Below are 21,338 nucleotides of genomic sequence, written 5' to 3'. Positions count from 1 at the left end.
GGCGGCCCGACGCTTCGCCGACTTCGCGGTCCTCGACCTGGACCCGCGCGCCGCGCCGTGCCGCCCGGCGTGCCGCGTGAGGAGGTACGCGTCACCGGGACGTATCTCTCCGGTCGCCGGACCTCGGCGGAGCGGGGCTTACGCAGGCACACGGTTCCAGCCACGAGTCGCCCTTTCTCGTTCGCAGCCCACCCTCAGCCCCCTGTCGACCGGGGAGTGCGAGCAGGTTCCGGGAGCGGGCTGGGGGAAGGCCCTCACGGCTGGCGAGGCGCGTCGGGTTCGGTGGTCCGCCCCGGGCTCTCAACTGCGGTGACCGGTCTCTCCCTCGCGCAGGCCGACACGATCAGATGGTCCAGACCATTGACCTCGCATCAGCCCGCTCCCTAGCATCGGTGCCGTCACGGCGACCGCCCCACGAGGGCTCCCGTTCCTCCGAACACCCCTCTTCTCATGTCCGGAATCGCTCCGTTCAGGTACGCGCGGTTCCGTTCCGCGCGGCACCCCAGAGGGGCCGCACCCTCGCACTGAAGTCGAACAGGAGTCCATGTGGTGACCTCGGGAGCCGAGCCGCCGGCCGGTGCAGTGGACGGGGACTCCGGGGTCCTGTCCGTCGGACAGGAACGACTGTGGTTCTTCGACCAGTTGGAACCTGGTGACCCCGCGTACAACATTCCGTACGTGCTGCGGCTCGGCGGCGAGCTCGACGCCGCCGCACTGAGGCGGGCGCTCGATGGAGTCGTCGCCCGCCATGAGGCGTTGCGCACGCGGTTCCCCGCCGAGGACGGGCGGCCGTCGGCGGTCGTGGACGATCCGGGGCCCGTGCACCTCGACGAGCGCGATCTGCGCGGCGACGGAGCGCGGGACGTCGCCCGGACGCTGGCCTCCCTCACCAACACGGGGTTCGACCTGGCCGCCGGGCCGCTGCTCAGGGCAGCGCTGCTGCGTACCGGCGACGACGAGCACCTGCTCTGCCTCGTCCTGCACCACATCGTCGCGGACGGCTGGTCGCTCGGGCTGCTGCGGACCGAACTCGCCGAGCACTACGCGGCATACCGGCAAGGCCGTGATCCCGCTCTCCCCACCGTGCCCTCCTACCGGGCACACGCCACGGCCGAACGCGCCTGGCTGGACGGCCCCGAGGCCGCCGACACACTGGCCCACTGGCGTGAGTACCTGTCCGGGGCACCCGTGTTGGAGCTGCCGCTCGATCTGCCGCGGCCCTCCGCGCCCAGCAGTTCCGGCGCGTACCACACACGGGTGCTGCGCGGAATCGGCCCCGTCCTGGACGCCTTCGCCCGCGCCCACCGCGTCACGCCGTTCATGGTCCTCGCCACCGCCTACGCGAGCGTGCTCCACCGGAGCACCGGCCAGGACGACTTCTGCGTCGGCGTGCCCACCGCCGCACGCGACACCGTCGACAGCGAGCGGACCATCGGCTACTTCTCCTCCGCCCTCGTCCTCCGGGCCGACTTCACCGGAGCCCCCACTTTCACCGAGGCGCTGCGCACGACCCGCTCGGACTGGCTGCGCGCGCTCACCCACCGACGGATCCCCTTCGAGCGCCTCGCAGAGGAGCTGAGAGCCGAGCGGGACACGGGCCGCACGCCCGTCTTCCAGACCCTGCTCGCCGTCCACACCCACGAGGGCGGCGCGCTCGGCGAACAGAGCTTCGCAGATCTGACCTGCACCGAGGCCGACGGCGGGCACACAGCAGCCAAGTTCGAACTCGGGCTGGACATCCGGCCGGACGGAGACGACCTGCACGCGGTCTTCGGCTACCGCACCGACCTGCTGCACGCGCGGACCGCCGCCGCGTTCGCGTCCCGCTTCGAGACGCTCCTCCGGGCCGCGCTCGCCGCCCCGGAGTCACCGGTCCACCGGCTCCCCCTCCTCGACGCGGACGAACTCCGGCTGCTCGCCGACGGATCCCGCGGCCCCGGCCCCACCGGGTCGGCCGCTCCGACCGTCCTCCAGGCCGTCGACCTGGCCGCGGCCGAGCGACCCGGCGCCCTCGCCGTCGTCGGTCCCGACGAGAGCCTGACCCGCGGCACGCTCGTCGAAGCCTCCAGGACGCTGGCCGCCCGGATGGCCGCGTGCGGCGTCGCGCGCGGTGACCTGGTCGCGCTCTGCCTCCCCCGCGGGCCGCGGGCCGTCGTCGCCATGCTCGCCGCCTGGCGGCTCGGCGCGGGCTACCTCCCGCTCGACTCCGCGTACCCCGCCTCCCGGCTCGCCTTCATGCTCGCCGACAGCGGCGCCAGGCTGCTCGTCACCCCGGACGGAACGCTGCCCGAAGGCTTCCCCGACAGGGCTCCCGAAGGCGTCCCGCTCCTGTCCCTGCTTCCCGACGCGACGGAGCCCGTACCCGACACGTCGGCGGAGCCGACCGCCGAGGACGCGGCCCGCCCCGACGACCCGGCGTACCTCATCTACACGTCCGGCTCGACGGGGACGCCCAAGGGCGTGCTCGTGCCGCACCGGGCGCTCGCCGCGCGGGTCGACTGGATGCGCGAGGGGTACGGCCTCACCGGCGACGACCGCGTTCTGCAGTACGCCACGCTCTCCTTCGACACCAGCGCCGAGGAGCTGTTCCCCACGCTCGCCGCGGGCGCCGTCCTCGTCACCGCCCGGGCCGACACCCCCCTCCCCGACCAGCTGGCCGAGCCGTACTGCGCCGGCATCACCGTGCTCGACCTGCCCACTCCGTACTGGCACCACCTGGTCGCCGACCTGGACGAGACCCCCTGGCCGGACCGGCTGCGCCTGCTGATCCTCGGCGCCGACCAGGTCCGACCCCACGCCGTCGCGGCCTGGCGGGCACGGTTCGGCGACCGGGTGCGGCTCGTCAACTCGTACGGCCCCACCGAGACGACGATCATCGCGACCACGGCGGTTCTCGGCGACGAGGACGCCACCACGCGTCCGCCGATCGGGCGTCCGATCGGCGCGACCACCGTCGCGGTCCTGGACCGGCACGGCGGTCCGGTGCCCCCCGGAACCCCCGGAGAGCTCGTCATCGGCGGTGCCGGAGTGACCGACGGCTACCTGGGCCGGCCCGGCGCGACCGCCCGCGTGTTCGTCCCCGACCCCGACGGGCCGCCGGGCGCCCGCCGCTACCGGACGGGCGACCTGGTGCGGCGCCGGGCCGACGGGGAGCTGGAGTTCCTGGGGCGCATCGACGAACAGGTCAAGGTTCGCGGCTACCGGGTGGAGCCAGGGGAGGTGGAGGCCGCGCTCCTCGCGCTCCCGGGCGTCACACGGGCGGTCGTCACCGCGCACGGGGACGTCCTCGTCGCCCACGTGGTCCCCGTCCCGGACGCTCCCGCACCCGACGCGGACTTCCTGCGCGGCGGACTCGCCGCGTTGCTGCCTCCGCACGCCGTCCCCCACGCCTACGTCCTCCTGGACGCACTGCCGCTCACCCCGAACGGGAAGCTCGACCGGGCCGCGCTGCGGGCGCCCGACAGGGCAGCCGCGCCCCGGGCCGTGGGCGTACCGCCGCGAACGGAGGCCGAGGAGCTCGTCGCCGACGTCTGGGGTGAGGTCCTGGGCGTCGACGAGGTCGGCGCGCACGACGACTTCTTCGCCCTGGGCGGACACTCCCTCCTCGCCACCCGGGTCATCGCCCGCCTCCGCGCCGCCGTCGACCTGTCCGTACCGCTCCGCACCCTCTTCACCCACCGCACGGTGGCGGCCTTCGCCGAAGCCGTCGAAGCCGCCCTGGCCGCCGAGATCGACGGCCTGTCCGAGGCCGCCGCCGTCGAACTCCTGGCCGCCCAGGACGCCCTGGAAGGAAACCGACCGACGTCATGAGCACCGCCGACACCACGACTCCGGCCGACCCGTCCCCGGAAGCCCCGCGCGCCCGCGCCACCGACACCGCGCCCCCCGCACCCCGGTCCGCCCCCGCGCCCGCCCTCTCCGACGCCAAGCGCGAGCTGCTCCGGCGGCGGCTGGCGGCACGGGCGAAGCCCGCGGCCGCCATTCCCCGGCGAGCTCCGGGAGCACCCGTCCCGCTCTCCTTCGCGCAGGAGCGCCTGTGGTTCATGGAGCAGTTCGCCCCCGGGACCTCCGCGTACAACATTCCCGTGGTGCGGCGGCTGCGCGGACACCTGGACACCGACGCCCTCCGGGGCGCGCTCGACGCGAGCGTCGCCCGCCACGAGACGCTGCGGTCCCGCTACCCGGCGACCGAGGACGGCCGTCCGCTGCTCGTCGTCGACCCGCCGGGGCCCGCCGCGTTCACCCTGCTGGAGGCGGCCGACGAGCACGCCGCCGAGCGGATCGTGGACGAGGCCGCCGCGGTCCCCTTCGACCTGGAGGAAGGTCCGCTGTTCCGGTCGCTGCTGGTGCGGCTCGCCGACGACGACCACGTCCTCCTGCTGCTCGTCCACCACAGCGTGAGCGACGGCTGGTCGAGCGAGGTGCTCCTCGGGGAGGTGCTGCGGAGCTACGCGGCCAAGGTGGCCGACGCACCGGACCCGCTCCCGGAACTCGCCGTGCAGTACGGCGACTTCGCGCTCTGGCAGCGTGAGCGGCTGAGCGGTGAGCGGCTTGCCGCCGAACTCGCGCACTGGGGACGCGAGCTCGGCGGGGTCGAGCCGCTGGAGCTGGCCTTCTCACGGCCCCGGCCGCCCCGGCAGACCTTCGAGGGCGCCGGCTACGCCTTCTCCGTGGACCGGCGGCTGCTCGACCGGCTGACCGCCCTCGGCGACCGTCAGGACGCCACCCCCCACATGGTGCTCCTGGCCGCGTTCCAGGTCCTGCTGTCGCGCTACGCCGGGCGGCGCGACTTCGCCGTCGGATCACCCGTCGCAGGCCGTCCGGAGCCCGAACTGGAACCGCTGGTCGGGATGTTCGTGAACGTGCTGGCGCTGCCCGCGCGGCTGGAGGGCGACCCGTCCTTCTCCGAACTGGTCCGCCGCACCCGCGAGACCTGCCTCGACGCGTACGCCCACCAGGAGCTGCCGTTCGCCCAGCTGGTCAGCGAGCTGAACGTGCCCCGCGACGTCTCGCGGCCCCCGGTCTTCCAGGCCGTCCTCGCCGTGCAGAACTACGCCGTCCAGCGTGACGACACCGCTCTCGCACTGCCCGTGGACGTCGAACCGTTCGGCGTCCGAGCCAGTGGCACCCGCTTCGACCTCGAACTCTTCCTCCAGGAATGGCCGGAGGGCCTGTACGGCTCCTTCAACTACAACACCGACCTGTTCGCCGAGGAGGACGTCGCCGTCCTCGCGTCCCACCTCGGACGGCTCCTGGCCGCCGTGGCCACCGCGCCCGACGTCCCCCTCTCCGGCCTCGACGCCGTCACCGACGAGGAGCGGGCGTTCGAGACCGACCGGTTCAACCGCACCGCCGTCGACCGGCCGGCCACCACCCTGACCGCCCTCTTCGCCGAGCAGGCCGCCCGCACGCCGGACGCCGTGGCCGTCGCCGTCGAGGACCGGCCCGCCCTGACGTACCGCGCCCTGGACGCCCTGGCCGGCCGGATCGCCGCCCGCCTCGCCGCGGAGGGCGTCGGCCCCGGCGACCTGGTCGCCGTGAGCGCCGAGCGCTCGCCGGAGCTCGTCGCCGGGCTCCTCGGGGTGATGCGCACCGGAGCCGCGTACACCCCCCTCGAACCGGACTACCCGGCCGAGCGCCTGGCCTTCCTGCTCGCCGACAGCGACGCCCCGGTCCTGCTCACCCAGCGCGGGCTCGCCACCCCCGACGGCTGCACCGCCCGCGTCCTGCTCCTCGACGACCCCTCCGAGTGGCCGCGCGCCCGCGCCGTGCCCGCAGGTCCGCGGCCGGACGACACCGCGTACCTCATCTACACGTCCGGCTCGACCGGTCGTCCGAAGGGCGTGCCCAACACCCACCGGGCCATCGCCAACCGCATCCAGTGGATGCAGGAGGCGTACCGGATCGGGCCCGACGACGCCGTCCTGCAGAAGACGCCGACCGGCTTCGACGTGTCGGTCTGGGAGTTCTTCTGGCCGCTCACCACGGGCGCGCGGATCGTGCTCGCCAAGCCCGGCGGCCAGAAGGACAGCGGGTACCTGCGCGACCTCATCGTCTCCGCCGGCGTCACCGTCGCCCACTTCGTGCCGGCCATGCTCACCGCGTTCCTCTCCGAGGAGGGCGTGGAGCGCTGCACCGGGCTGCGCCGTGTGGTGTGCAGCGGCGAGGCGCTGCCCCCGGACGCCGCCCGCGAGCTGACCTCGCGGCTGCCCGGTCTGGCGCTGGCGAACCTGTACGGCCCCACCGAGGCCGCCGTCGACGTCTCCGCCTGGGAGTGCGCGGGCCCGATGGAGACCGTCCCGATCGGTCTTCCCATCGACAACACCCGCCTCTACGTACTCGACGAGCGGCTGCGCCCGGTGCCGCCGGGCGCTCCCGGAGAGCTCCACATCGGCGGGACCGCCGTCGCCCTCGGCTACCACCGGCGTCCCGGTCTCACCGCCGCCCGCTTCGTGCCCGACCCGTACGGCCCGCCCGGCTCCCGGCTCTACCGCACGGGCGACCTCGCGCGCCGGCGCCCGGACGGCACGCTCGAACACCTCGGCCGGATCGACCAGCAGATCAAGCTCCGCGGTCTGCGGATCGAGCCCGGCGAGACCGAGGCCGCGCTCCGCGCGCAGCCCGGCATCGCGGACGCCGCCGTCGTGCTGCGTGAGGACCGTCCCGGCGACAAGCGCCTCGTCGGCTACCTCGTCGCCGCCGCGGGCGCCGACGAGCCCGACCCGTCCGCGCTGCGCGCCACGCTCCGGCGGAGCCTTCCCGACCACCAGGTGCCGAGCGCCTTCACCGTCGTGCCCGCGCTGCCCCTCACGCCGAACGGCAAGCTGGACCGGCGGGCCCTGCCCGTCCCGACGGTCCACCGCGCGGCGGGAGCGGCCGAGCCGGAGACACCGGCGGAGGTCGTCCTCGCCGAGATCTGGGCGGAGGTCCTGGGGCTGCCGCGGGTGGGCGCCGACGAGAACTTCTTCGACCTCGGCGGTCATTCGCTGCTCGCCACCCAGGTCGTGGCCAAGGCCCGCAAGCGGCTGACGGAGGCCGGGGCCCGCCCGATCAGCGTGATGGACCTGTTCACCCACCGCACGGTCCGCGAGCTCGCCTCCGTCGCCGCTCGGGACGAGCGGGAGAGCGGTCCGCGGTCCCTGCTGCACCGGCTCACCCGCGCGGTCCCCGCCGAGCGGCGGCGGCTCACCCTCGTCTGTGTCCCGTACGGCGGCGGCAGCGCCGTCGTCTACCAGCCCGTCGCCGACGCCCTGCCGCCCGACACCGAGTTGTGGGCCGTCGCCATCCCCGGGCACGACCTCGGGGTGACCGAGGAACGGCTCTCCTTCGACGACCTCGCCGAGGGCATCGCGGCAGAGGTCGGGGAACGGGTGGAGGGCCCGCTCGCCGTCTACGGCCACTGCGCCGTGGGCACCGCGCTCGCCGTCGCCGTCGCCCGCTCCCTGGAGGCGTCCGGCCGCGAGCTGGAGGGCGTGTACGCCGGCGCCCAGTACCCCTTCGCGAAGCCGCGCAGCCGCTTCCTCACCGCCCTCGGGAAGATCGCGTCGCTGGAGCCGCTGGTCGGCGACCGGACGTACGCGAACTGGCTGACCGGCATGGGCGTCGACACCTCCGAGCTCGACGAGGAGCAGGTCCGGTTCGTCATCGGCAACATGCGCCGGGACACGATGGCCGCCGAGGACTGGTTCACCCGGGCCATCGCGGAGGTCGCCGACGGCGCGCCCCGGCTGCGGGCGCCGGTCGTCTCCCTGGTCGGCGACCGGGACCCGGCCGCCGACTTCTACCAGGAGCGTTACCGGGAGTGGCTGCTGCTCGCCGAGCGCTCGGCCGTGGCCGTGCTGGACGAGGGCGGACACTTCTTCATCACCTACCGGGCCGTCGAGGTCGCGGAGGCCGTCACGCGCGTGCACCGTGCCGTCCTGGACGGCACGACCGACGAGTTGCCCGCGGCGGATCCGGAGAACTCCTGGTGGTTCCACGGCGAGACCGGTCCAGCCGTCGACGACGCCGCACCGGTGACCACCGCGTCCGCGGCCCTCGCGAAGGCCTCGGGGACCGAGGCCGCCGACGGCACGGGGGCCGCCCCCGGCCCCGCCACCGCGGTCGGCGACGGCCCAGCGCCCGGTACGGAGCCGGACGGCGGCCCGCAGCCCGGGATGGGTCGGTTCCTCCTGGTGGCGGGCGGTCAGCTCGCCTCCATCACCGGCTCCGCGCTCACCGAGTTCGCCCTTCCCCTCTGGATCCTCCTGGAGACCGGGTCGATGGCCCGGTACGCGCTGTACGCGGTCATCGCCATGCTCCCCGGCATCCTCGTCGGCCCGCTCGCCGGGGCGCTCGTCGACCGGATGGACCGGCGCAGAGTGATGCTCGTGGGCGATGTCGCCGCCGGCGCCACCCAGGCCGGGCTGCTCTTCCTGCTGCTCACCGGCCAGCTGCGGTCGTGGGAGGTGTACGTCCTGCTCGGGGTGCTCTCCGTCGCCCTGACCTTCCAGCGGCTCGCCTACGCCTCGGCCGTGCCGCAGCTCGTGCCCAAGCGGTACCTGGGCCATGCCAACGGCATCGTCCAGCTCGCCTTCGGCACGGCTCAGTTCGTCGTGCCGCTGGCCGCCGTCGCGCTGATGGCGGCGATCGGGCTGCGCGGCATCCTCGTCATCGACGTCATCAGTTACGCCGTGGCCATCGGGATCCTGCTCGTGGTGCGGTTCCCGCGCACCATGCCCTGGACACGGCGCGAGTCCCTCGTCGCGGAGATCCGCAACGGCCTCGCCCACACGTGGCGGCACCGCGGATTCCGCTCCATGCTCCTGTGGTTCGCCGGGCTCAACGTCTTCCTCTCTCCGCTCTTCCTCCTCACCACCCCGCTGGTCCTCTCCTTCGACGACCTGGGCGGAGCGGCCCGGGTCGCGGTCGCGGGCGGCGCCGGCGCGCTCCTCGGCGGCGTGGCCATGGGTTTCTGGGGCGGGCCGCGTCGGCATCGCCTGCGCGGCATGCTCGCCCTCGCCGGGCTCCTCGCCCTGGCGGGCGCCGTCACGGGACTGCGCGCGAACCTGTGGGTGGTCGCCCTCGGGGCGTTCGGCATGTCCTTCGCCCTCGCCCTGGTCAACGGGATCTACGCGACGATCGTCCAGACCAAGGTGGCGCAGCGGTTCCACGGACGGGTGTTCGCCCTCAACACGCTGGTCGCCTGGTCCACGATCCCGTTGGGCCATGGAGTCGTCGCTCCGCTCGGCTCCGCGTTCTTCGGTCCGCTGATGGAGCCCGGCGGCGCCCTCGCCCCGGTCTTCGGGCCGCTCATCGGCACCGGTCCCGGCCGCGGCATCGCCCTGATGTACGTGCTGTTCGGACTCGCGATGGCAGGACTGGTCGTCCTCGGGCTCCGGCTGCCGACCCTGGCCCGCTTCGACCGCGACGTCCCCGACGCGGAGCCGGACGACCTGGTCGGCCTACGGGAACGGGCTCGGGCCGCGGCCGACCGCCGGGCGAAGGCGGGAGGCTCGGACCACGAGAAGGAGACAGGCCCCACGGGCCTCAGGGAGAAGGCGAGAGCCGCGGCCAGCAGCGAGGAGCCGGACGCCGCGAACAGCCGGGCGAAGGCCGGTACCCGGTGATCCGCCGCCCCGGGACCGGCGCGCCCGCGGGCCCTCCCCCGGCCCCGCCCGCCACCCTGCCCGCGCTGCTCGCCCACCGGGCCGCCGTCCACGGAGGCCGTTCGGCGATCGTCAACGGCCCGGCGCGGCTGTCCTTCGCCGACTGGCGGGACCGCAGCGGCGCACTGGGCGCCGCCCTGCGCGCGGCCGGGCTCGCCGCCGGGGACCGGGTCGGACTCTGCTTCGGCACGGACCGGTGGGTGGAGTACGCGGTGGCGTTCCTCGCCGTCCTGCGGGCCGGCGGCGTCGCCGTCCCGCTCTCCGACCGGATGGCGCCCGCCGGCCTGGGACACGCCCTGACGGACTCCGGGGCCCTCCTCCTCGTGCACGCGGGCCCCGGACTGCCGGCCGGCACGCCGCCGGGCGTGCGGGGGCTCACCGAGGAGGACGCGAAGGGGCACCCCGCCGACCCCGGCCTCCCCGAGCCCGGTCCTTCGGCCCCCGCCCAGATCCTGTACACCTCCGGCACCACCGGGGTGCCCAAGGGGGTGGTGGCCTCGCACGGGAACCTGGCGCACGGCTGCACGCGCGACGAGCGGCGCCGGCCGCTCCGCCACTCCCGTACCTTCCTGCACGCGTTCCCCGTGGGCAGCAACGCGGGCCAGACCATGCTCGTCAACGCGCTCAACGCTCACGCGACCTGTGTCACCGCGCCCCAGTTCACCGCGGCACGGTTCCTCCGGGCGATCGCCGAGCACGGCGTCGGCAGCGTCTTCGTGGTGCCCGCCATGGCGATCGAACTCCTCGGCTCACCGGCCCTGGAGACCGCCGCCGAGGCCGGCGCCCTCGGCACCGTCCGCCTCGTCGGCTCGACCGCGGCGGCCCTGCCACAGCAGGTGGCGCTCGGCCTCAGCCGGGCCTTCGCGCCGGCCCAGATCGTCAACTACTACACGTCGACGGAGGCCGCCCCCGCCCAGGTCACGCTGCTCTTCGACGCGGCCCGGCCGTGGTCGCCCGGCCGGCCGGCGTCGCTGGCCGAGCTGCGCGTCACCGACGAGGCGGGCCGCCCGCTGCCGCCGGGCGAGCCCGGCGAACTGTGGCTCCGCTCCGCCAAGGCTCCACGCGCCTACCTGGGGGACGGCGACGACGGGGTGTTCCACGGCGGCTGGACCCGGATGGGCGACCTCGGCCGCGTCGACGAGGACGGCTTCCTGCACCTCCTCGACCGCGAGCGCGACGTCGTCAAGTCCGGCGCCCACAAGGTCTCCACGCTTCAGGTGGAGAACGCGCTGCACGCCCACCCCGACGTCGTCGACGCCGCCGCGGTCGGGGTCCCGCACCCGGTCCTGGGGACCGTCGTGGCCGCCGCCGTCGTCCCGCGCGGCACGGACCCGGTGGGCAGCGGCGGCGACCGCGACGGTCTGACGGCGACCGCCCTGCGGACCTTCCTCCTCGATCTGCTGTCCGCCCACGAGCTCCCCGCCACCGTCCTGTTCCTCGACTCGCTCCCCCGCAACGAGGGCGGCAAGGTCCTCAAGCGGGAGCTGCGCCGGATCCTCACCCACGACCCCCGCGAGGCCACCCCATGACACAGCTCAGCCCGGCCCAGCACGGCATCTGGCTCACCGAGCAGACACGCGACACCGGCGGCGCCTATCACCTGGCCATCACCCTCGACCTCGCCGGCCCGCTCGACACCACGGCCCTCGACCTCGCCTGCCGCGCGGTGACGGCGCATCACCCGGCGCTCGCGAGCCGGCCGGGACCGGACGGCCGCGTCCACTCCTGCGACGTGCCGGCCCCCCGGCGCGCCGACTGCGCGCCCGAGGAGCTGGAAGCCGCCCTGGCCCGGGAGCGCGCGGCACCGTTCGACGTCGACGCCGGTCCGCTCTGCCGCTTCACCCTGCTCCGTACGGGCCCCGAGCACCACGTCCTCCTGATCACCGCCCACCACCTCGTCCTGGACGGCGAGTCCAAGGACAGGCTCGTCGCCGACCTCGCCGCCGCCTACCGGGGCGAGGACCTCCCGCCGGCCGCCGGAGCCCCGGCGGACCCGCCCGCGCCGGAGGCGCTCGCCGCCGCCCGCGCGTACTGGGACGAGAAGGGATACGCCCCGGCCCCACCCGTCCTGCCCGGCCTCGTGCCGCCGGCGGACGGCGGCCTGGTGGCCGCGCTCGGCGCCGAGGTGCCGTTCCGGCTCGACGCCCGGCGCTGCGCCGCGCTCGAGGAGGCCGCCCGGAAGCTCGGCGTCACCCGCTTCGAGCTCCTCATGTCCACCTGGCACGCGCTCCTCGTCCGGTACGGGGATCCCGCACCCTCCACGGCGATCGAGTTGTCCCTGCGGACGCCCGGCGCGCCGGTGGGCGTCGGACTCGCGGTCAACGAACTGCCCCTGCGCGTCGACCCCGTGGAAGGCGGGAGCGCGGTCCGCCTGCCGTTCGAGGACTGGGTGCGCGCGGTACGGGGCGAGCTGCGGGCGCTGTACCCGCACCGGGCCGTCCCTCTCGGACAGGGCGTCCGCGGCCTCGCTCCCCGGACGGCCGTCGCCCCCCTGTCGGTCAGCTACCGGCGCCGCCCGGACGCGCCCGCCCCGGACTTCGGGGCGGTGACCGCCGGGGTGCGCTGGATCGGCTTCCCCGGCACCGTCCGCAACCTCCTCCACCTCCAGCTCGTGGACAGCGGGCACGAGATCCAGGGCAGCGCGCAGTTCCGGACCGCGCCGCCCTTCGAGCACACGCCCGGTGACGACGGCCCGGCCGCGGACGCCCCCGCCGGCGGCGACGGGTGCCTCACCGCCGACACCGTCCGCCGGATCGTCGGCCACTGGACGCGACTGCTCGACGCGGCCCTCGCCGACCCCACGACCCTCCTCGGGGAACTGCCGCTGCTCGACGAGGACGAGCTGCTCGACCAGCTCGCCGCACCCGCCCCGCGCCCGGAACTCGCCGCCCGCACGGTCCCCGCGCTGCTCGCCGCCCGCGCGGAGGAACGCCCCGGCGCGGTCGCCGTCGTCGCGGACGGCGAGCACGTCACGTACGCCGAGCTGACCGACCGGGTCGCCCACGCCGCGGCGGCGCTCGCCCGGCACGGCGCCGGACCGGGCACCCTCGTCGGCATCGGGCTGCCGCGGGGCCTCGACCAGCTCGTCGCCGTTCTCGGCACACTGGCCGCCGGGGCCGCCCACCTGCCGCTCGACCCCGCCTATCCGGCGGAGCGGCTGGCCTTCGTCCGGGAGGACGCCGCCCTGGTCCTGCGCGTCACCCGCTCCCCGGAGGGGGGCGGCGACCTCACTCCGGCCGACCTCGCCCCGGCGGTCGGCGCCGCCACGCCGTCCCTCCCACTCCCCGATCCGGGCCTCCCCGCGTACGTGCTCTACACCTCGGGCTCGACCGGCCTCCCGAAGGGCGTCGAGGTGCCGCACTCCGCCCTCGCGAACGTCCTCGGCAGCCTGGCCGAGTACCTCGGCTCGCGCCCGGAGGACCGCTGGCTGGGGCTGACCTCGCTGTCGTTCGACATCTCCGCCGTCGAACTGCTGCTGCCCCTGACGACCGGCGGACGCGTCGTGCTCGTCCCCGAGGCCGTCCACCGCGACGGACCCGCGGTGCTCGACCTGATCCGCCGCGAGGCCGTCACCCACGTGCAGGCGACTCCCAGCGGCTGGCGGCTGCTCCTCGACGCCGGCCTCGACGGCACCGCCCCCGTCGGCACCGCGCTCACCGGAGGCGAGGCCCTGCCCGCGCCACTGGCCGCCCGGCTGACGTCGGCGGCCACGCGTCTGGTCAACGTCTACGGCCCCACCGAGACCACCATCTGGTCCACGCTCGCCGAGCCCGCCCTCACCGCCGAGGGCCGCGTCTCCCTCGGTTCCCCGCTCGCCAACACCCGTGCCTACGTGCTCGGTCCCGACGCGAGGCCGGTGCCGTACGGGGTCGCCGGCGAACTGTACCTGGGCGGCGCCGGGGTCGCGCACGGCTACCGGGGGCGGTCGGGGCTCACCGCCACCCGCTTCCTGCCCGATCCGTACGGACCTCCCGGCAGCCGCATGTACCGCACCGGCGACCTGGTCAGGCGCGGCACCGACGGAGTCCTGGAGTTCCTCGGCCGCTCGGACAGCCAGGTGAAGGTGCGGGGCCACCGGATCGAGCTGGGCGAGATCGAGGCCCGGCTGGCCCGGCACCCCTTGGTCGCCCAGGCGGCGGCGGCCCTGCACGGCCCGGAGACCGACCGTCGCCTCACCGCCTACGTCGTCCCGGCCGGTTCGGCCCCGCACCCCGACGCGCTGCGGGCCTTCCTCGCCGGCTCCCTGCCCGCGGCCGTGCTCCCGGGGACGTACGTCGTCCTGGACGCCTTCCCCCTGACGCCCAACGGCAAGCTGGACCGCGCCGCACTGCCGGAGCCGGAGGCCGTCCGCCCGGAGCCGACCACCGCACCACCGTCGGACGAAGCGCTCGATCCGACCGGCGCCGCCGTGCTGGACATCTGGCGCGAGGTGCTGGAACTCGACGACCTCACACCGGACGAGGACCTCTTCGACCTGGGCGGCCACTCACTGATCATCACAGCCATCGCCGCCCGCATCCACGAGCGCCTCGGCGCCGTCGTCCCGCTGGACGTCTTCTTCGACACACCCACCGCACGCGACGTCGCCGCCGCCGTCCGTGCCCTGCGCGAGGAGCAGCCATGAGCAACGAGATCCGATACACCGTCGTCGTCAACGACGAGGAGCAGCACGCCGTCTGGCCGGAGGACGCGCCGCTGCCCGCGGGCTGGCGGCCCGAGGGCTTCGCCGGCACCGAGGAGCAGTGCGTCGCGCATGTCGACCGCGTCTGGCCCGACATCCGCCCGCTCAGCCTGCGCCGCCGACTGGCCGCCGAGCGCTCCGGCGACCGGACGGAGACCCGATGAACACGATGAGCACGCCGGAGCACCCTCGATCCCTGCCTGTGCCGGAGGCGCAGCCGTCGGACGAGAGAGTGCCGGACGCGCCGCCGTCGGAGGGGAGGGTGCCGGACGCGCCGCATCCCCCCGTTCCCCACGACTGCGCGGAGGCACTCCTGCCCCAGGTGGCCGCGCTCGTGTCGCGGTCCACCGACGGGCTGATCGGCGTACGGGCGCTCCTCGACTCCACCGAGCCGCTCGCCGCCCTCGGCGTCAGCTCGCTCTCCCTGCTGCGTCTGGTCGACGCCGTGGAGGAGACGTACGGCGTCTTCGTCGACCTCGGCGACCGCAGCCTGCACACCGACGGCCTGCGCGGGCTCACGGAGCGGCTGATCCGGCTCGGCGCGGAGGCCACCCCGTGAGCCCCTCCGCCACCGGCGCCGCTGCGGAACAGCAGGCCACGCCGAGGGAAGGCCATGTCCCGGACGAGGTCCTGGAGGTCCCCTTCGCCGGCGGCCGGTCGGGCGACGCCCCCCTCACATGGGGGCAGCGCGCCATCTGGCACGCGATCGGCCGGACCGCCCCCAACGACCACTACTTCAACCTCGGCCGGGTCCTGCCCCTCGCGGACCGGGGCGCCCCGGTGGACACCGACCGCCTCTGCACGGCGCTCTCCACCCTGCTGGTGCGGCACGAGGCACTGCGCACCCGGGTGGTGGCCGAGGAGGGTGAACCGGCACAGCGGCTCCACCCGGAGGGGCGGGCGGAGCTCGTCGTGCGCGACGAGCCCGACCCGGACCGGACCGGAGAAACGGCCGCGGCGCTGCTGGCAGAGCTGTCGGGGCACCGGTTCGACTACGCGCGGGAGTGGCCGGTGCGGCTGGGCGCGGTGCGCAGCGGCGGGCGGATCACCCACGCGGTGCTCGCCCTGTGCCACCTGGCCGCCGACGGGCATGCCGCCGAGATCCTGGTACGGGACCTCCGGCTGCTGGTCCGGCGCGGGGCGGCCGGGCCGGTCTGTCCGGAGACCCCGCTGGACCTCGCCCGGCACCAGCACGGTCCGGCAGGGCGCCGGGCGAGCGATGCCGCGCTCGCCCACTGGGAGCGTGGGCTGGCGCAGGTGCCGCCCACGATGTTCGCGGACCGGGTGGCGGAGCCCCTCAGGCCGCGCTTCTGGACGGGCCGGCTGGTCTCGGCGGCCCTGCCGCGCGCCGTGGACGCGCTGGCGGTCGCCCACGGGGTGAGCGGTTCCACGGTGCTGCTGACCGCGGCCGCTGCGCTGGTCGCGGCCGGCCAGGGACACCGGGCCGCCGCGGTGATGCCGATCGCGGGCAACCGGGCGGCGGAGCGGCGGCGGACCCTGGTCAGCACGCTGTCGCAGGACGCGCTGTTCCTCCTGCCGCTGCCGGAGGACACGACCGGCGAGGCGGTCTTCACGGATCTGCTGGCCGATGCGTGGCCCGCCGCGCTGGCCGGCTACCACGCCGCCGCCTACGATCCGGTCGGCTGGGACGCGCTGCTGGAGCGGGCGTCCCTCGACCGGGGCGCCGAGGTGCATCCGTACTGCTGCTTCAACGACATGCGCCTGGTGGACCGGGCCGTGGCCGCCGGCCCGGCACCCGCGGCCACGGAGCTGGCGGAGCTGCGCCGCCGCACCGTCATCGACTTCCCGGCGACGCAGGAGCGGGTGGCCTGCCGTTACTGCCTCCACCTGACCGGCGACGCGGCCGCGCTGACCGTCACCCTCACGGCCGACACGGCCTATCTGCCGCCGGAGGCGATCCACGCCCACCTGCGGGGCATCGAGGAGGTCGTGGTCGCGTCCGCCGCCGGCACGCCGCCTCGGCTCTCCCGGCTGGCCGGCCTCCTCGCGGGGCCGGAGGTCCGCGGGTGAGCGGCCGGCGGGTGCCCCGGCCGCTCGCCCACGCCGACACGACGTCCTGTGCGCAGGGCGGACGGATGAGGTTCCACGTGGCGGCGGGAGACGGGGCCCCGTTCCGGGGCCGGGTGGTCGTCACGGACGTGGTGGGGCAGCGGGTCGTGGCAGAGGCGGGAGTCACGGGGTCGGGCTGGACCCTCGACGTGCCGGAGACGTGGGCGAGTTCGCTGTACCGCGCGTCCTTCCACGACGCCCGTCCCGAGACGCCCGCCCCGGAGCGGGACGCCGAGCACGAGGTGTGGTTCGTCGTGCGGTCCGCGAGGCCGGGCGCCGCCTCCTCCGTACTCGTCTCCATCCCTTTCCCGACGTGGCGGGCGTACCACCGGGCGGGCGAGCCGGGCCGGAGCATCTACTACGCGGAGCAGCCCACCCGGGCCGCACGGGTGTCCCTCGACGCGCCGGGCGGCGGGCCGCCTCCGGAGCGGTGGGAGGAGCCGCTGCTGCGCTGGCTGCACCGGACAGGGCGCCCCGTCGAGTACTGCTCCGGCTTCGACCTGCACGAAGGGGGCGGACTCCTCGCGCCCTACCGGCTCCTGGTCGTCAACGGGCACGACGAGTACTGGACGGCGGAGATGCGGGACTCGGTCGAGGGGTTCGTGCGGCGCGGGGGGAACCTCGCCGTCTTCGCCGGGAACACCGCCTGGTGGCAGATCCGGTTGGAGGACGGGGGCCGCACGATGGTCTGCCACCGCGACGCCCTCGCCGATCCGGTCGCCGCCGTGGACCCGGCGCGGGCGACCGTCGAGTGGTCCAGCTCCCCCGTCGACCGGCCGGAGAACACGATGACCGGCGTCAGCTTCCGGCAGGGCGCCGGGGCGTGGGGCGACGGCATGGCCCTCATCGGCCGCGAGGCGTACACGGTCCGCTTCGCCGACCACTGGGTCTTCGAGGGCACCGGGCTGCGCGACGGGGACACCTTCGCGCGCGGGGCGCTCGGATACGAGACGGACGCGGCGGAACTCGACTGGTCGGCCGGGGTGCCGCGGGCCACCGGCCGTGACGGGACGCCCCGGTCGTTCGCCGTGCTCGCCACCGCCGACCTGCGGCACTGGCGGACGTACGGGCAGGGCGGTTGGGCGACCATGGGCGTCTTCCGCGCCGGGGCGGGCACCGTCTTCAACGCCGCGACCATCAACTGGGGTCGCGCACTGCACGATCCGGTGGTCGACCGCGTCACGCGCAACGTCCTCGACCGGCTCTCGGGCGCCGCCCCGGTCCCGCGCTGGCACTCCATCGGCCCGGCGCCCCGGCTGCGGGCGCTCACCGCGTGCGAGGGGTTGCTCTTCGCCGTGGCCGAGGACGGCCGGACGCTGCTCCACCGCGAGCCGTCCGAGCAGAACCTCCCCTGGACGCCGTGCCCGCCGGCTGACGGCTCTTCGCCCGCACTGCGCTGTCTGACCGCCCCGCGCGAGGCATCCCACCCGATGCCGCTGGCCCTGCTGGCGGTCACCGCGGACGACCGGTTGGTGCACCGGGCACCGGTGCCGGGCCCCGCCCCGTGGCTCCCCGCCGGTCGGGTGCCGACGGGGACGACGGCCCTGGCGATGTGCGACAACAGCCTGTTCGCGGTCACGCCCCACGACGACACCCTTCACGGGCGCCCGGCCGGCGACTTCGACGCGCCATGGCGACGGCTGGGCCCTGCGGGCAAGGCGTCGACGCTGACCGTTCTCGGGGCCCGGCTCCACGCGGCGACCCCCGACGGCCTCTTCACCCGTCCTCCCAGCCTCAGCGAAGCACCGTTCACCCCCGCCACGCCTCCGGTGCCCTTCCCGCCCGTACGGGCCCTCGCTGCCTACGCGGGACGCCTGCTGGCGGTGACCGAGGACGACAGGCTGATCAGCCATCCAGGGAGGTGAGAAGGGGGACTGATCCCGAGATGAACGTCGGCCGTACGACGACGGCCACGTCCTCGGCAGGAGATCCGCCGAGGATACGGGGCTACCCGGCGGGAACTCAGGAGGTGGGCCAGTCCACCTCCTGCTTCAGCCGGACCTCGGTCACGCTTACGTGCTCAGCTGCTCCGAACGCCCGGACCATGACGCTGTTGCCGATGTCGGTGACCTCCAGGGCCAGGTGGCCGGATCCCACCCGGAGGTCGAGCCTCACGACGGGCCTGCCGGCGAAGTTCGGCATGCGATGGATGCGGGCTTCGGGGTATCGCAGGACCGTCAGCCTGTCCCGCAGGCGCGCATACGTGCCCGTCTCCGTCCCGGAGAACGCCTTGCTGATCCGCAGCTGGTGCCTCTGGGCGGCGCACTCCTCCGTCGGGTGCAACGGCAGGGGGTCCACCAGGACGGGCATGGTGCTGTCGGGAGTCGGTTCCGATGCCACGCGGCCTGCGGCACGGAGGACCCTGGGTTCGCAGCTCTGCGCGATGAGATCGGCCAACTCCAGGAACCGTGCCTCGGCCTCGGAGACTCTCGGCAGGACGGTGACGGCGCGGGTCGGGCCGTACACGGCAGCGGTGCGAGCGGAGGCGACGGACTTGGCGGCCGGTGCGGGGGCCTTGGTGGCGGCGGTGGCGCCCTGGGTGCCGACGGCCACGAGGAGGACGCTGCCGACTGCGGCGGTGATCAGGGGCTTCGGAAGGAGAATCGATCGCATGTCCACACCCTGCGGGCCGGCGGACACCGGCCGCGTGAGTCGTCGTACTCATTCGGCGCAGGTATCGAGTCTCATCCGGGCTGAGGCTGCCGAGGGGGCGGCCGACCGCGACGGATCGTTGAACTGGTCCACTTCAGCGGAGCGCACTCCGCGTCGGGCGGTGCACACTGCACGTCGACCAGACCGTGCGAGACGGTCTGTCAGCCGAGCCTGGATCACCTGTACACCTGCTTTCACAGCTGCCCCAGCGACGACACCAGCCTGAGACCGGAACAGGTGTGTCCTGGCCGAGGCTTCGCGTACCTCGACAGCATCGGCGGCGGCCTCCCGCCACGGGAGCCCGGCTCGGTGTGTCCCTCATCGGGATGGCAACACCGTCGAGGAACTGGCTCGAACCGCAATCTCCGTCTGGATTTCGCCTGAGTACCCGTACTCAGGCGTGCGGACGTCCGAGGGGGCAGGCTTCCACGCACAGCAAGCGATCGACAGGGGGCAGGACATGGCACGGATCCGGACGGTACTGACGTCGGCGGCAGCCGCACTCCTCGTCTGGGGCGGAGGCGGCGGGGCGCTCGCGGCGACTTCGGACGACGTCCTGCTGCCTCACCCCGGTCCGGAAGGACTGGTGTGGGTGCAGGAGCAGTGGGGAGACGGCGGTGTCGTGTCGGCCGGCGCGTGGGACAGTCTGCCCACCGTCCTGACGGTGGCCTGCGACGGCGGAGGTTCCCTCGACGTGACGATGGATTCCCAGCTGACCCAGGTGGCCGCCTTCGCCGTGGACTGCCCCGTCGACGCACCGGGCCGCGGGTCGGTGACCCTGCCGGCGGGCGTGGTCCGTGCGGGGTCCTTCTCCATCGGCGTCGACGCCTCGTCACAGTCCGTCCGCTGGGCTCTGACCGTCACCCAGCCCGAGTAGACGACGACAGCGAGTCCGTCACCTGAGGCCGCCTCTCCCGCCGGGCGCAGGGCCCGGCGGAGACGGCGCTGGTGCCGTGCGACCCGCAGGTCGCATGGTCGGCCTCACGGGCCTGGATGGCGACTGGGTCGGTTGTTCAGGGCGCTCAGGTCTGAGGAGCCTTGTCCTCAGGAGGCCAGCTCCAGGGCGTGGGGGTCGGTTCCGGCCCCTCCATGGTGCTGCGGAACTTCTCCTTCAGGCTCTTCGGCGGCGCTTCCTTCTCTTCTCGTTCGTGCACGAGCCGGGCCGTCGACACACGTATGTGACACGCGCGGTGCCGCTGCTGCACCCGCACGATCCATGAACCGTCCTGAGCGAGCAGGGCGTGGCGAGAGGGCTCGTCCCCCCGGCGCGCATGCCTGGCGATCATGCTCGGCACGTGGTGGAGCGCCGCATTCTCGGCAGCCGCAACAGCCTCGGCCTGGTCCGGGCCGATCAGGTGCGTGCCTGTCAGACCCCATCGATGGAGCTTGAGCTCCGAACCGTCGGCACGCACGGTGGTCCGGGTGTCCTCCTCGATGAGGACGTACCAGTCAGCAGTCATGATCGGACCCTACCGACTGGTGCGGGAGCTGCGGCTTCCTGTCCCGTGCCAGGCAACCCCCCACACGGGCGTCACCGGTCCCGCGGTGCCAGACTGAAGGCATGACGCAGTCGGATCGGCAGCTCGCCCGGCGGCTGGAGACGGCCATCGGAAACCTGCTTGAGCGGCGCGCCGAGACGGCCTCGATCTGTCCGTCCGACGTGGCACGCGAGGTCTACGACGGAGACGACGACGGATGGCGGGATCTGATGGAGCCGACCCGCCAGGCGGCCTGGCGCCTGGCGGCGGCCGGTGAGGTCGAGGTGACCCAGGGCGGACGACCTGTCACGGAGAACGAGGCACGGGGGCCACTTCGCATCCGCCGTGCACGCCACTCGGACTAGCGCCGGTGTTGCCTACGTACAGGAGGCGAACCGGTCGGATGCAGGGGATCGGTTGAGCACGGCTGGGGCCGGCCGGCCCGAGCCCGGTCCCACTCTCATGATCCGGAGAAGCCGGGCTTGAAGGCTCGTCCTGGGAGACTGGGAACGACTGGTAAAGATTCCCACCATGAACTCGTTGAACGACACCACTTGGGTGAGAACACGGGCGGACCTCGTCGCCTACGTCCAGCAGCTCAGCCAAGAGGCCCTGAATCCGGCCAACGGTTGGGAGAACCGGTCCCTCGACCGCTACCTCGAAGCCCTCGGCGCGTGGACCGACGACATGGACGGCTGGTTCCTCAACCGTGGAGAGCGGGCTCCCGAGCAGCCCGACTGGAGCTTGATCGCCGACATGCTCAGGGCCGCGTGCTTCTACGAGTAGGCATCGCAGCCCCGTCGTACATCC

Annotated in this window: 13 protein-coding genes; 11 read left to right on the top strand and 2 right to left on the bottom strand. The window is 74.5% G+C overall.

All coding sequences use genetic code 11. The features are described from left to right. The first annotated feature begins 546 nt into the window (after positions 1-546). From AMK27_RS11865 to AMK27_RS11830, 8 genes are all read left to right on the top strand, one after another. Positions 547-3,810 carry a non-ribosomal peptide synthetase gene (locus tag AMK27_RS11865; protein WP_073905325.1) on the top strand — a complete coding sequence of 1,088 codons (3,264 nt, stop codon included), beginning with the start codon at positions 547-549 and terminating at the stop codon, positions 3,808-3,810. Beyond that, positions 3,807-9,608 carry a non-ribosomal peptide synthetase/MFS transporter gene (locus tag AMK27_RS11860; protein WP_079188357.1) on the top strand — a complete coding sequence of 1,934 codons (5,802 nt, stop codon included), beginning with the start codon at positions 3,807-3,809 and terminating at the stop codon, positions 9,606-9,608. The genes AMK27_RS11865 and AMK27_RS11860 overlap by 4 nt, the downstream gene beginning before the upstream one ends. Then, positions 9,605-11,176 (top strand): class I adenylate-forming enzyme family protein, encoded by a 1,572-nt coding sequence (locus AMK27_RS11855; RefSeq protein WP_241847434.1) that lies wholly within the window; start codon positions 9,605-9,607, stop codon positions 11,174-11,176. Before AMK27_RS11860 ends, AMK27_RS11855 begins: the two co-directional genes overlap by 4 nt. Continuing rightward, positions 11,173-14,271, top strand: a complete 3,099-nt coding sequence (locus AMK27_RS11850) for a non-ribosomal peptide synthetase (RefSeq protein WP_073905323.1) — start codon at positions 11,173-11,175, stop codon at positions 14,269-14,271. The genes AMK27_RS11855 and AMK27_RS11850 overlap by 4 nt, the downstream gene beginning before the upstream one ends. Next, positions 14,268-14,492 carry an MbtH family protein gene (locus AMK27_RS11845; RefSeq protein WP_073905321.1) on the top strand — a complete coding sequence of 75 codons (225 nt, stop codon included), beginning with the start codon at positions 14,268-14,270 and terminating at the stop codon, positions 14,490-14,492. The genes AMK27_RS11850 and AMK27_RS11845 overlap by 4 nt, the downstream gene beginning before the upstream one ends. Beyond that, positions 14,489-14,887 (top strand): acyl carrier protein, encoded by a 399-nt coding sequence (locus AMK27_RS43600; protein WP_241847433.1) that lies wholly within the window; start codon positions 14,489-14,491, stop codon positions 14,885-14,887. The genes AMK27_RS11845 and AMK27_RS43600 overlap by 4 nt, the downstream gene beginning before the upstream one ends. Before the next feature lie 71 nt (positions 14,888-14,958). Next, positions 14,959-16,359 carry a condensation domain-containing protein gene (locus AMK27_RS11835; protein WP_073906068.1) on the top strand — a complete coding sequence of 467 codons (1,401 nt, stop codon included), beginning with the start codon at positions 14,959-14,961 and terminating at the stop codon, positions 16,357-16,359. 65 nt (positions 16,360-16,424) lie between these two features. Further along, positions 16,425-18,263 (top strand): N,N-dimethylformamidase beta subunit family domain-containing protein, encoded by a 1,839-nt coding sequence (locus tag AMK27_RS11830; RefSeq protein ID WP_073906070.1) that lies wholly within the window; start codon positions 16,425-16,427, stop codon positions 18,261-18,263. Between the two features lie 97 nt (positions 18,264-18,360). On the opposite strand, the gene AMK27_RS11825 is transcribed toward AMK27_RS11830, so the two are convergent. After that, positions 18,361-19,011, bottom strand: a complete 651-nt coding sequence (locus AMK27_RS11825; RefSeq protein WP_143204847.1) for a hypothetical protein — start codon at positions 19,009-19,011, stop codon at positions 18,361-18,363. Positions 19,012-19,510: 499 nt separating this feature from the next. On the opposite strand from AMK27_RS11825, the gene AMK27_RS11820 reads away from it, so the two are divergent. Then, entirely contained in the window at positions 19,511-19,927 is a 417-nt protein-coding gene (locus AMK27_RS11820; RefSeq protein WP_241847432.1) for a hypothetical protein, read from the top strand. Positions 19,928-20,072: 145 nt separating this feature from the next. Here AMK27_RS11820 and AMK27_RS11815 read toward each other — a convergent pair whose 3' ends face one another. Beyond that, positions 20,073-20,510 carry a hypothetical protein gene (locus AMK27_RS11815; RefSeq protein WP_073905317.1) on the bottom strand — a complete coding sequence of 146 codons (438 nt, stop codon included), beginning with the start codon at positions 20,508-20,510 and terminating at the stop codon, positions 20,073-20,075. Between the two features lie 101 nt (positions 20,511-20,611). Between AMK27_RS11815 and AMK27_RS11810 the strand changes: the two genes are divergently transcribed. Further along, positions 20,612-20,893, top strand: coding sequence for a DUF3253 domain-containing protein (locus AMK27_RS11810; protein WP_073905315.1), 282 nt, complete (start codon positions 20,612-20,614; stop codon positions 20,891-20,893). A 175-nt stretch (positions 20,894-21,068) separates the two neighbouring features. Beyond that, on the top strand, positions 21,069-21,314 hold the full coding sequence (locus AMK27_RS11805) for a DUF7660 family protein (RefSeq protein ID WP_198955839.1): 246 nt from the start codon (positions 21,069-21,071) through the stop codon (positions 21,312-21,314). Positions 21,315-21,338: the final 24 nt, after the last annotated feature.

Source organism: Streptomyces sp. CB02009 (genome assembly GCF_001905825.1).
Classification (GTDB): Bacteria; Actinomycetota; Actinomycetes; order Streptomycetales; family Streptomycetaceae; genus Streptomyces.
The sequence above is the reverse complement of the archived record's forward strand: the minus strand, read 5'-3'. Positions and strand labels throughout refer to the sequence as shown.

Bases quoted from the DNA above. Each gene is read 5' to 3' on its own strand.
- AMK27_RS11830 (WP_073906070.1), top strand. From the start codon at position 16,425: ATGAGGTTCCACGTGGCGGCGGGAGACGGGGCCCCGTTCCGGGGCCGG.
- AMK27_RS11815 (WP_073905317.1), bottom strand. From the start codon at position 20,510: ATGACTGCTGACTGGTACGTCCTCATCGAGGAGGACACCCGGACCACC.
- AMK27_RS43600 (WP_241847433.1), top strand. From the start codon at position 14,489: ATGAACACGATGAGCACGCCGGAGCACCCTCGATCCCTGCCTGTGCCG.
- AMK27_RS11810 (WP_073905315.1), top strand. From the start codon at position 20,612: ATGACGCAGTCGGATCGGCAGCTCGCCCGGCGGCTGGAGACGGCCATC.
- AMK27_RS11825 (WP_143204847.1), bottom strand. From the start codon at position 19,011: ATGCGATCGATTCTCCTTCCGAAGCCCCTGATCACCGCCGCAGTCGGC.
- AMK27_RS11820 (WP_241847432.1), top strand. From the start codon at position 19,511: ATGGCACGGATCCGGACGGTACTGACGTCGGCGGCAGCCGCACTCCTC.
- AMK27_RS11850 (WP_073905323.1), top strand. From the start codon at position 11,173: ATGACACAGCTCAGCCCGGCCCAGCACGGCATCTGGCTCACCGAGCAG.
- AMK27_RS11845 (WP_073905321.1), top strand. From the start codon at position 14,268: ATGAGCAACGAGATCCGATACACCGTCGTCGTCAACGACGAGGAGCAG.
- AMK27_RS11860 (WP_079188357.1), top strand. From the start codon at position 3,807: ATGAGCACCGCCGACACCACGACTCCGGCCGACCCGTCCCCGGAAGCC.